Here is an 11278-nt window from a genome sequence, read left to right as displayed (position 1 = left end):
GAAGAACGCTGTCAGGGTCTGGTCGCCGCTGGTGGCGTGTTCGACGGCGTCGAGGTGCCGGGTCAGGGTGGCGTCGTCCGCGGCGGCCCGGTCGGCCAGCTCCAACAGTTTCGGGTGGCCTTGGACGAGGTGCAGCACCCGCCGCACTCTGGCTCGGTCCGTCTCGATCGCGGTGGCGCGTTCGGGGCCGGGTTCGGCGTGCAGTAGCCGCCGCAGGTTCGGCAGCTCCCGGGCCAGCAACACGCCCTCATCCCGCGACAGGGCGTGCACCGCCTCCACCAGCACCCCGGCCGGCAACCCGGCCGGCCGGGTCCGGCTGGTGAGGACCACCCGGGACTCGCCACCATGCCCGACCAGGGCGGCGACGAGGTCGGCCCAGCGCGGGTCCCGCCACCTACCGTCCGCGGTGAGCAGATTCTCCAGATTGTCCAACACGATGAGCAGACCGTTGTCCCGCAGCAGCGCCGCCAGCCGAGGCAGGAACCGGCGCAGCCCCTCTGCCGTGCCGATCTTGTCGACCATGGCGAAACCCCGGTCCTCCAGTTGGACCTCTAACGCTCTGGCGAGGCCGGTCAGCGCGGTGGGCCACTCCTCCTCCCGCAGCGGAGCCTGCCACCACACCGGCTGGTCGAACCGGTCCTGATGCCGGTACGCCAACTCCAACGCACACGCCGTCTTCCCAGCCCCGGCCATGCCGTGCAACAGCACCCCACCACGGCCGCTGCCGGAGGCCAAGGCCTGGCTGGCGCGGATCATCACGGCGGTGCGACCGACGAACCGCTCCGGCTCCGGCGGGAACGCGGCCATCCGCGCCGCCGCCGGATCGATCAGCGGGCGTCCGCTCGGCGGGGTCAGCAGCATCCCGGCCGCCGGACCGAACAGCGTCGGCGTCGCAATCGACAACGCCGGCCGCGACGGCGACGGCCGCTCCCCAGCCGCTGCCGGTACCGCCCGCCGCAGCGCGGCATCCACCGGCAGGTTCAGCCTGAACAGTCCCTCGTACAGCGCCGACGTCAACGCGATCGCGAAGTCGTCGACGACCGGGTAGCGCATAGCGACCACGGCGCACCCCACCTGGTCGGCGACGAGGCGGGCCAGACCCGTCACCGTCTCCGGCTGGTCCGCAGCGGTCAGCTCGGCGTCGGCGACCTCCTGCGCCGCGTCGGCGGCGTCGTCCAGCCGCAGCCAGCGCAGCGTCTCCGCCGTCGTCGCGGCCGCGGACTGGCACGCCGACAGCACCGCCAGCCGCAGCCGGCCCCGGGCCGGGCGCAGCAGCCGCACCAGATCCGCGGCCTCGACCGTGTCCGCGCTGCCGTCCTCCGCCTCCAGCAGGATCACGCCATTGCCACCATGCCCGGACAGGTGCAACACGTCCGGGCCACCGCCGGCCTCGACACGCTCGCCGAGCGACTGGCGGGTCACCCCGTACTGCAGCACCTCCAGCTCGATCATCCGCCGGGCCCGCGCCGCCAACGCCCGCACCTGCCTGGCCAGCTCGTACCGCTCCCGCCGCAACGCGAGCGCCGAACTCTGCGTCGGCAGGCTGAACACCGCCAACATCCGCAACCGGTCCGCCCGGGCATCCCCGGACGGCGCCGGCGGCGAGCCGATGTCGAACACCAGACTCACATCACCCCGACGAGCCAGCGGTACCCCACCGACATGCGCCAACTCCAGCGGCGCGTACAGCAGGAACCCCACCGCATCCGGGACCTGCACCCGCACCGTCACCGGCGCCGCCGCGGCGATCGCCGCACCCACCGAAGCACCGAGAATTCGCTCGCCGACCCACCGGCCGAGGCGGTCGACCCACTCCGCCTCCGACTCGACCCGACGGTCCGGCACCGCGTTCCACCGCAGGAACCGGTACAGATCCCGGAACGCCTCCGCCTCCCGATCACCAGCGAGCGCCTCGAAATCCACCGTGTGATCCGCCAGCGCGGCACCGGACGACGCATCGGTCAGCAGCCACCGCCAGCGGGCACCCCGAACCACATCGACCGCCCGCAACACCAGACCCACCACACACCCCCGGTCCGAGACAGCCGCAAAGACCGAACGTAACCGGAGGAACACCGTGCGGATCAACCCTCGAACGGGCAGACCCGGTCAACCAGTCGGCATCCAGCGACGACGATCAACCAGTCGGGATCGCCCGGGTCAGAGGTCGTCCCACGGCACCGTGGCCAGCGCCGACGTCACCTGGGTCATCAGCGGTTCGTCGACGGTGAAGCCGTGCTCGTCGATGGCCGTGACCGGGACGACGCCGATCGAGTTCGTGACGAACGCGGCGCGGTACCGGGCCAGGTCGGAGAGGGTGACGACCGCGCGGCGGGAGGGCAGGAGCGGCTCCAGGAGCTGCATCGCGATGCCGGGCAGGCAGGGCGCGTCGGGCCAGACCACGTGAGCGCCGTCGAAGAAGGCGATGTTGTGCACCGCCGCCTCGGTGATCTCGCCGGCCGGGGTGGTGAGCAGGGCGTCGTCGAAGCCGTGCTCGACGGCGGCGCGGCCCCAGTAGATCTGGCCGAAGCCGCCGAGGTGCTTGATGTGCGCGACCGGGCGCTGGTACGGCACCGACATCAGCCGCAGCGGCGACGGTGACGGGTACGCCGGCGGCCGGACCGCGACGAGCACCGACAGGGGGCCGCCCGGCGACGGCTGGTAGACGTTGACCCGCACGGCGGCGTCGGGCACGTCCCGCACCGCGTGGCGCAGCAGGGCCCGGGAATGAGCAGGGTCCAGGGGCGTGTCGAACAGGGCCAGAGACTGCGCCGCCAGGCGGCTCAGGTGCAGGTTCAGGCCCTGTACGCGGCCGGAGCGGACCTGCAGGGCGGTGAGGTGGCCGTAGTTGACCAGCGCCGGGTGGTACAGCTGCTCAGCGGTCGGCGGGTGGCCGTCGACCTCCAGCCGGATGAGCCCGTTCATGGTCGGTCACCATAGTCCGCCGGAAACCGCTCCTACGACGGAGGCGGCGACCGGGCCCCGGCGGCGAGAATGGCCGCCATGCGCATCCGGGCCGTCGACATCCTGATCACCGTGGCGGTCACCGCCGCGACGGTGTACCCGGCGCTCAAGTGGGGCTCGTCCGCCGACGTGGCGCTGTCGCTGCTGGCGTCCGTGCCCTTGCTGTGGCGCCGGCGGGCCCCGATCCTCGTCGCGCTCGCGTGCGGTGTCGGCACCACCTGGCTGTCGGTGCAGGACCGGTTGTTCGACATGCCGTACGGCCAGCTCGTCGCCACGTACACCTGGGCGGAGCTGACCACGTCGCGCTGGCGGCTGTTCGCGGCGGTCGGCACGGCCGTCGGGGTCTGCGTGTCGCTGCTGGTGCCGCAGCAGAGCCCGCCGTCGCTGGGGTACGTCGGCATGATGTTCGTGACCGCGTACGCGCTCGGCACCGGGGTGCGGGCCCGTCGCGACCGGATCGCCTACCTGGAGGAGCGTACCCGCCGCCTCACCGAGGGCCACGAGGCCGCGGCCGCCGCCGAGCGGGCCAGGATCGCCCGGGACATGCACGACGTGCTGGCGCACTCCGTCGGGCTGATGGTCGTGCAGGCGGAGGGCGGCGCGTCCGTGGTGCGCACCGACGCCGGCCGGGCCGAGGCCGCGTTCGACGCGATCGCCGACACCGGCCGGGAGGCTCTCGTCCAGCTGCGCCACGCGCTCGGCGTGCTGCGTGACCAGCGGCCGGAGCCGCCGGGCCTGGACGCCGTCGCGTCGCTGGTGGAGCGGGCCCGGCGGACCGGCCTGGACGTGACGCTGACCCGCGCCGCCGTCCCGCCGGTGGCGGCCGAGGTCGGCGCCGCCGCGTTCCGGGTGGTGCAGGAGGCGCTGACGAACGCCGTCAAGCACGCCGGTGCGCGTCATGTCGCCGTGGTACTGGCGGCGGAAGGACCGTCGCTGCGGGTGCTCGTGCGTGACGACGGGCGCGGCGGCGTGCCGGGATCCGGCGGGCACGGGCTGGCCGGCATGGCGGAGCGGGTCGCGGCGGCCGGTGGGACGCTGCGGACCGGGCCGCCGGAGCAGGGCCCCGGGTTCGAGGTCTCCGCGCTGCTGCCGGCCCGGTAGGTTGTCCGCCGTGCTGAACGTCGTGGTCGCCGACGACCAGGCCCTCGTCCGTGACGGCCTGTGCATGATCCTGTCCTCGCAGCCCGACATGACCGTCGTCGCGGAGGCCGCCGACGGGGTGCAGGCCGTCGCCGCCGCCCGCGCCCACCACCCCGACGTCGTGCTCATGGACGTGCGGATGCCCAACCTCGACGGCATCGGCGCCACCCGGGAGATCTGCGCCGCGACCGCCGCCCGCGTGCTGGTCCTCACCACGTTCGACCTCGACGAGTACGTGTACGACGCGCTGCGCGCCGGCGCGTCCGGCTTCCTGCTCAAGGACATGCACCGCACCGAGCTGGTCGCCGCGGTGCGGACCGTGGCCGCGGGTGAGTCGCTGCTCGCCCCGACCGTCACCCGCCGTCTCATCGCCGACGTGTTGCGCCACCGTACGCCGGCGCCGCCGGCACCGATGCTGTCCGCCCTCACCCCGCGCGAGGTGGACACCCTGCGGCAGGTCGCGCGGGGCCTGTCCAACGCGGAGATCGCCGCCGAGCTGTTCGTCTCCGAACACACCGTCAAGACGCACGTCTCCAGCGTCCTGGCCAAGCTCGGCCTGCGCGACCGCGTGCAGGCGGTCGTCGTCGCGTACGAGTCCGGCCTGGTCCGCCCCGCGGGCCCGAACTGACCCATGTGTACCGTTGGCCCGGTGGATCTGCGCTCCGGCACGCTCGAGGCACGGGAGGAGCTGCTGTACGAGCTCCTGGACCGGGCACCCGACGACGACTCCGCCGCCGAGGCGGTCCGCGCCGTCGTGCGGGACTACCGCGACCACCACCGTTCCCTGTTCACCAGGGCGCTGAACCGGGCGGACGTGTTCGTCGATGACTCGCTGCGCGGGCCGCTGCTCGCCGCGCTCACCGACACCCGGTACAACTGCCAGGCGTGGGCGGCGATGGGCTGCGCCGCGGGCGGCTTCACCGAGGCCGTGCCCGCCCTGCTCGACCTCCTCGACGACCACGACTGGAACGTGCGTGAGCAGGCCGTGCGCGCCCTCGGCCGGCTCGGCGACGCCGGCGTGGTCCCGGCGCTCGCCCCGCTGCTGGGCGACCCGCAGGAGTACACCCGCCAGCATGCCGCCGACGCCCTCGCCGACATCGGCGGGCCCGAGGCCCTCGACGCCCTGTGGCAGGAGCTCGAGCACCGCCGCTTCCCCCGCATCGGGTACGTCGCCAGCAACCTCGCCCGTTTCACCCCCGAGGTCCTGCCCCGGCTGGAGCAGGCGGCTGCGAGCCCCGACCCGAACCAGCGGTACTGGGCGGCGGTCGCGCTCGGCTCCACCGGCGACGAGCGGGCCGCCCCGATCCTGGAGCGGCTCATGGCCACTGACCACGCCGCCACCGTCTTCGACGGCCGGGTCGACGTCGCCGCCAAGAAGGCCCTGCGGACCCTGCGCCGCATCCAGGCGGCGATCGCCGCCCGCTCCGCCGCCGGCTGAATCCGCCGACGGTGAACGACCCTTGATCGCCGCCGCCGGCCGCGATCAGGTAGGCGGATGCGCACCGGTGTCCGCTCCTCGCCGTACTGGCCCGTCGTCAGCCACCCGCAGCTCGGCCGGGTCCTGCCCGGGCTGATGGTCTCGGCCCTCGGCGACGGCATGTCCCTCGTCGCCGTCACCTGGCTCGCGCTGCAACTGGCCCCGGACGCGCACCGCGGCACCTGGGTCGCGGTCGCGGTCGCCGCGTACTCGCTGCCGAGCGCGGCCGGTGGGGTGCTGTTCGGCCGGTTCCTGCGCGGTCGCCGCGGCGCCCAGCTCGCCGGCTGGAACGCGCTGCTGCGCGCCGGTGGCCTCGGCGCGATCGCCGTGACCCACGCGCTCGGCGGTCTCTCCCTCGGCGTGTACGTGACGCTGCTGGCCGTCTCGTCGCTGCTGGCCACGTGGGGGTCGGCCGGGCACTACACGCTGATCGCCGAGCTGCTGCCACCCGTACACCACCTGCCGGCGAACGCGGTGATGACGACGATCGGCAACGTCGCCACCGTCGCCGGGCCGCCGCTGGCCGGGCTGCTCATCGGGTGGACGTCCCCGGCGACGGTGATCGCCGTGGACGCGGCGAGCTTCGCCGTGCTCGCCCTGACGTACCGCCTCGCCGTGCCTGCGGTTGTGCCTGCTGGCGTGCCTGTTGGCGTGCCTGTTGGTGCGGCGACGGCGCCGTCGCCGGCCACGCCTGGGTTCGCCGCGATCCGCGCCGACCGGACGCTGCTCGGGCTGCTGGGGCTGTCGTTCGCGTTCTTCTTCCTGTTCGGGCCGTTCTACGTCGCCATGCCCGTGCACGTGGCCGGCGACCTGCACGCCTCCGCGACGGTCCTGGGGGTCTTCTACACCGCGTTCGGCGCCGGCGCCATGCTCGGCGGGCTCGCCGCCGGCTACCTGAGCCGCTGGTCACTGTGGCCGACGACGACCGGCATCGTGGTGGCGTTCGGCGTGGCCATGCTCCCGCTCGGCCTCGGCGTGCCGGCACCGCTGGCGGCGGCCAGCTTCGCGCTCGCGGGGGCGATCTGGGCGCCGTACATGGCGACGTCGATGGCACTGTTCCAGCGCGGCACGCCGGCCGCCGACCTGCCGGCGGTGCTCGCCGCGAACGGCTCGGTCCTGGTGCTCGCCGTCCCGCTCGGCACCATGCTCGGCGGGCCGCTGGTCGGGACGCTCGGCGCCCGCCGGACGCTGCTCGCGTGCGCCGCGGCGACCGTCGCGCTGGGTGTGCTCGCCGCGGTCGTGAGGTTTTGTCATACCTCTGTGGTGGGATCGGGGCGTGGAGATGGTGGTGGCGCGGCACGGCGGTGAGTTCAGGCTGCAGCGGGTGCCCGCGGAGCTGGTGCCGGCGGTGGGCAGGGCAGGGTTCGGTGCGCGGGACGGCTATTGGTGCAAGCGGTTCCCGGACGACACGCCGCACCTGGACCGTGCCTGGGCCAATTTCCAGCGGCTGATCCTGCCGATGCTGCGCCAGGTCGCAGGGCTGGACCCGGTGCCGTGGGCGGAGGCGTTGGAGGAGGTGTGCCGCCGTCTCGAGCCGGCCGGCGTCGACTGGTGGCTGACGGGGAGCGCGGCGCTGGCGGTGCGCGGCATCGCGGTCTCGCCGGGAGACCTGGACCTGGTGGTGGCCGACGGCGACGCGGTGCGGGTGGGTGAGCTGCTGCTCGACGGGCTGATGGAGCCGGTCGCCCCGGCCGACTGGTTCTGCTCGTGGTGGGGCCGCGCGATGCTGCCACCCGGCGGCGCCGGTCCGGCGGCGGCGGTTCCGCTCGGTGCGCTGGGCCCGGCGGGCTCGTCGGTGCTCGTCGGCGCGCCGGAGCCGGGGCCCGGGTCGGCGTCGGGGCGGGAATCGGGGCCGGCGGGCGGTGGTGCCGGCGCTCGGGTGGAGTGGGTCGGCGGGGTGGGCCCGGCGGCCGACGAGCCGTTACCGACCGACTTCGGCCCTGCCGCCGCCGCCCGTTTGGAGACGGTGCGCTGGCGGGACTGGTCGGTGCGCGTCCCACCCCTGGACCTCCAGCGCGCGGTCAGCCTGCGGCGCGGCCTGCACGACAGGGTGGCGCTGATCGACGGCTCCGGCGCGAGCTGTGTGGTTGATGGCTGAGCACGCTCTCGGACGGTGTGGGCGGCCGCCCGGTGGCCGATACCAGGCACCGGTTGTGGGAACAGCTCCATCACGGCCGAACCCGATCGATCGCGGCAAGCCGGGCTCGAAGATCCACGTCTTGCGCGACAGGCGCGGGATACCGCTGCAGGTGCTCATCTCCGCCGCCGTCCGGAGCAGCTGCACGCGGACAAGGCCGACGACCAACAGGTGATCCGGGGCGGCCATCCTCAGCTGCCACCGTCGACTCACCAAAGGCACCAAGTGAGACACCTCCTGGATCGGCTGTAGCCGCCCATCGGCGATCGGCCGGCGGGCGGGCGGCTGCCCCCTGCCGTGCCTGGCATCGAGCATTGGGTGCCTGTCGTGGGCGCGGCGCTCGTACTCTCTGTTGGTGAGCGATGGCAATGACTACGTGAGGCTGCGGGAGACCTTCAACGAGGACGCCGCTCGGTATGACCGTGCCCGCCCGCGATACCCGGTGCAGATGTTCGATGATCTCGCTGCGGCCGGGGTGGCGCCCGGGGCAAGGGTACTGGAGATCGGCTGTGGCACTGGGCAGGCGACCGTGTCGTTGGCCGAGCGGGGCTACCGCATCGTGGCTGTCGAGTTGGGCGCGGACATGGCGGCAGTGGCTCGGCGAAATCTTGCCCCGTTCGACGCGGTGGAGGTCGTTACGGCGGCGTTCGAGGAGTGGCCCTTGCCCGGTGAACCGTTCGACGTGGTGTTCTCCGCTACCGCGTTCCACTGGATCGATCCCGCGGTGCGGGTGTCGAAGTCGGCTGACGCTTTGCGTCTCGGTGGCCTGCTGGCCACCGTGGGAACCCACCACATCGCTGGCGGCACCTGGACCGAGGCATTCTTCGTCGAGATCCAGAAGTGCTACCAGCGCTTTGATCCGTCGACCCCGCCGGGCCTGCGTCTTGAGACTGCCCGTGACATCGTCGAAGACGATCGGGAGCTCACCTCGTCGGGGCTGTTCGGGCCTGCGACGTTCTGTCGATACGAGTGGGAGCTGCCGTACTCGACAGCTGACTACCTGGATCTGCTGTTGACCTACTCCGGACACCGTGCGTTGCCGGATGTGCGGCGCAACGCTCTGCTGAGCTCCATTGCGCGGCTGATCGACGTGGACTACGGGGGTCAAATCGTCAAGCGCCACCTGACGGAGCTGAGGATCGCCCAACGAGTCCGGTGACTCGCTTGGCGAAGAAGTCGTCGATGTCCTCGGCGTTGAGGGAGCGACCACCCAGCGCCGGCCCCGGCGGGAAGGTCAGGGGTTGGTGGCGAAGCGTTCCGGGCGGACCAGCACGGCGACGCGGCGGTCCTCGAGCATGACCCGGTCGTACTCGTCGAGGTCGGGGTGGACGCCGCCGGCGGCGTGGTACACGTCGCGCAGCAGCAGGCGCAGCGGCTCCGCGCCCGCCTCGGGGCCGATCACCTCGGCCGGGCCGGCGACGGAGATCCATTCCCAGCCGGCCCGGAAGACGAGGGTGGCCCGCGGGCGGGCGGCGAGGTTGCGCAGCTTCGCCGTGCCGCCGCGGGAGACGAGCGCGACCATCTGCTCGCCGGTCACCGGGTGCGGCAGGATGCCGGCGTTGACCACCGACGTCGACGGCTCGCCGTCGGGGCGGACCGTCACCAGGACCGCCAGCCAGTGCTCGCGGGCGGCGAGCTCAGCCACCCGCCGCAGGCCCGCCTCGCTCGTCATCACGCCCACCAGCCTATCCCGCCGGTCGTGCCGCAGTGCCGTCCCGCCAGTCATGACGCCGGGGTGTCGTGTCGAGCCGTCCCGACGGGCTGTCATGCGCGGCGCCGCATGCCGGACCGGGGACGGGGCATATCGCAGGCATGAGCCTTGCATCGATCGACAAGAACTCCGGCGGCCCGCCGCCGACCCTGCTCATCCTCGGCGCCGGCGGCGACCTCACCGCCCGGCTGCTGCTGCCCGGGCTCGCCGGGCTGCTCGCCCACGGCGGCGGGGCGGGCCTCACCCTGATCGGGTGCGGCACCGACGACTGGACCGACGCGCAGTGGCGCGAGCACGCCACGGGCGCGGTCGCGGGCAGTGCCGGCGGTGACCGGCGGGTCACGGAGGTGATCGCGCGGTCGCGGTACCGCAAGGCCGACGTCACCGAGCCCGCCGAACTGACCCGCCTGCTGGGCGAGTGCGACGGCGTACCGGTGCTGTACTTCGCGCTGCCCCCGGCCGTCACGGTGCGCGCCTGCCAGGCACTCACCGGCATCGACGTGCCGGACGGCACGCGGCTGGTGCTGGAGAAGCCGTTCGGCACCGACGAGGGCTCGGCGGCCGACCTCAACACGCTGCTCAACCGGATCGTGCCGGAGCAGCAGATCTTCCGCGTCGACCACTTCCTCGGCATGTCGACGGTGTTGAACATCCTCGGGCTGCGCTTCGCCAACCGGGTCATCGAGCCGCTGCTGCACAACGGCCACGTCGAGCGGGTCGAGGTGGTGTTCGACGAGGACCTGGGCCTGGAGGGGCGGGCCGGGTACTACGACCGGGCCGGCGCGCTCGTCGACATGGTCCAGAGCCACCTGCTGCAGGTCCTCGCGCTGCTCACGATGGAGCCGCCGGCCACGCTGACCGCCGGTGACCTGCGCGACCAGAAGTCGCTGGTGCTGCGCGCGACCCGGGTCTGGCAGGACGACCCGGTGCGGTCCAGCCGCCGCGCCCAGTACACCGCCGGCACGATCGGGTCGCGGCGGTTTCCCGCGTACCGCAGCGAACCCGGCATCCCGCCGGACAGCACCACCGAGACCCTCGCTGAGGTGGTGTTGACCGTCGACACGTGGCGATGGGCGGGCGTGCCGTTCCTGCTGCGCTCCGGCAAGGCGCTCGGCCGGCCGCGCAAGGAGGTCGTCGTCACGTTCCGGCCGCCGCCGAAGGTGCCGGGCGGCTTCACCGGCCACGACCGCCCCGACCGGCTGCGCATCGGGCTGCGCCCCGACCGGCTGCGGCTCGACCTCAACCTCAACGGCCCCGGCGACCCGAGCCGGCTGGACCCGGCGACGCTCGGGGCCGACTTCGGGGCCGGTGACCTGCTGCCCTACGGCGAGGTCCTGGACGGCGTCCTCACCGGCGACCCGACCCTGTCCGTGCGCGGCGACACCGCGGTGCAGTGCTGGCGCATCATCCGGCCCGTCCTGGACGCCTGGCGCGCCGGCCGGGTCCCGCTGCAGACGTACCCCGCCGGTAGCGACGGCCCCGAGCGCTGAACGTCCACCAGGGACGCTCAGCGCAGCAGGAGGTTGGCGCCGACGGTACACACGACGGACACCAGCAGCGACGCCAAGATCATGAGCAGACAGCCCAGCCCGCCGCCCAACGGCCGGATCTCGACATTTCCGATTCGCATGCGACTGCGGCTACCCGCCGCCCGCCCGGCCCAACCAATCGGGCCGGGCTCCCGCAGGAACCCGGCCCGCCGCGCGGTGCGGCTCAGCTGACCGTGACGGCCAGGTCGTCCAGGACGAACGAGGTCTGCAGGGAGGAGTCCTCGGTGCCGTTGAACTTGAGGGTGACGGTCTGGCCGGCGAAGGCGGTGAGGTTGTAGGTCTTGGCCTGGTATCCGGTG

Annotated in this window: 12 protein-coding genes; 7 read left to right on the top strand and 5 right to left on the bottom strand. The window is 73.3% G+C overall.

What is annotated here, in order from left to right:
* Both OP18_RS49870 and OP18_RS49865 read right to left on the bottom strand, forming a co-directional pair.
* Positions 1–1923, bottom strand: a 1923-nt coding sequence (locus tag OP18_RS49870; RefSeq protein WP_156090359.1) for a CHAT domain-containing protein, incomplete at its 3' end; no start/stop codon positions are given.
* Positions 1924–2160: 237 nt separating this feature from the next.
* Positions 2161–2925, bottom strand: coding sequence for an aminotransferase class IV (locus OP18_RS49865; protein WP_033367710.1), 765 nt, complete (start codon positions 2923–2925; stop codon positions 2161–2163).
* A gap of 78 nt (positions 2926–3003) precedes the next feature.
* On the opposite strand from OP18_RS49865, the gene OP18_RS60150 reads away from it, so the two are divergent.
* The 6 genes from OP18_RS60150 (at position 3004) to OP18_RS49830 (ending at position 8877) form a co-directional block, all read left to right on the top strand.
* Positions 3004–4065, top strand: coding sequence for a sensor histidine kinase (locus tag OP18_RS60150; RefSeq protein WP_033367720.1), 1062 nt, complete (start codon positions 3004–3006; stop codon positions 4063–4065).
* Positions 4066–4075: 10 nt separating this feature from the next.
* Positions 4076–4732, top strand: coding sequence for a response regulator (locus OP18_RS49855; RefSeq protein WP_033367719.1), 657 nt, complete (start codon positions 4076–4078; stop codon positions 4730–4732).
* A 21-nt stretch (positions 4733–4753) separates the two neighbouring features.
* Entirely contained in the window at positions 4754–5542 is a 789-nt protein-coding gene (locus tag OP18_RS49850) for a HEAT repeat domain-containing protein (protein WP_033367709.1), read from the top strand.
* A gap of 57 nt (positions 5543–5599) precedes the next feature.
* Entirely contained in the window at positions 5600–6889 is a 1290-nt protein-coding gene (locus tag OP18_RS49845; RefSeq protein ID WP_063745801.1) for an MFS transporter, read from the top strand.
* Complete coding sequence (locus OP18_RS58440) at positions 6858–7679, top strand: nucleotidyltransferase family protein (protein ID WP_043788513.1); 822 nt, start codon at positions 6858–6860, stop codon at positions 7677–7679. The genes OP18_RS49845 and OP18_RS58440 overlap by 32 nt, the downstream gene beginning before the upstream one ends.
* A 394-nt stretch (positions 7680–8073) precedes the next feature.
* Positions 8074–8877 (top strand): class I SAM-dependent methyltransferase, encoded by an 804-nt coding sequence (locus OP18_RS49830; RefSeq protein WP_052388561.1) that lies wholly within the window; start codon positions 8074–8076, stop codon positions 8875–8877.
* A 75-nt stretch (positions 8878–8952) separates the two neighbouring features.
* On the opposite strand, the gene OP18_RS49825 is transcribed toward OP18_RS49830, so the two are convergent.
* Entirely contained in the window at positions 8953–9390 is a 438-nt protein-coding gene (locus tag OP18_RS49825; protein ID WP_033367713.1) for a TIGR03618 family F420-dependent PPOX class oxidoreductase, read from the bottom strand.
* 140 nt (positions 9391–9530) lie between these two features.
* On the opposite strand from OP18_RS49825, the gene OP18_RS49820 reads away from it, so the two are divergent.
* On the top strand, positions 9531–10919 hold the full coding sequence (locus OP18_RS49820) for a glucose-6-phosphate dehydrogenase (RefSeq protein ID WP_052388560.1): 1389 nt from the start codon (positions 9531–9533) through the stop codon (positions 10917–10919).
* A 17-nt stretch (positions 10920–10936) separates the two neighbouring features.
* Here OP18_RS49820 and OP18_RS62260 read toward each other — a convergent pair whose 3' ends face one another.
* Positions 10937–11059, bottom strand: coding sequence for a hypothetical protein (locus OP18_RS62260; RefSeq protein WP_260709398.1), 123 nt, complete (start codon positions 11057–11059; stop codon positions 10937–10939).
* Between the two features lie 83 nt (positions 11060–11142).
* Positions 11143–11278, bottom strand: a 136-nt coding sequence (locus tag OP18_RS62420) for a hypothetical protein (protein ID WP_169788997.1), incomplete at its 5' end; no start/stop codon positions are given.

Source organism: Dactylosporangium aurantiacum (assembly GCF_000716715.1).
GTDB classification, from domain to species: Bacteria; Actinomycetota; Actinomycetes; order Mycobacteriales; family Micromonosporaceae; genus Dactylosporangium; species Dactylosporangium aurantiacum.
Note: the sequence above shows the minus strand (reverse complement) of the source record. Positions and strands in the feature narration are given on the sequence as shown.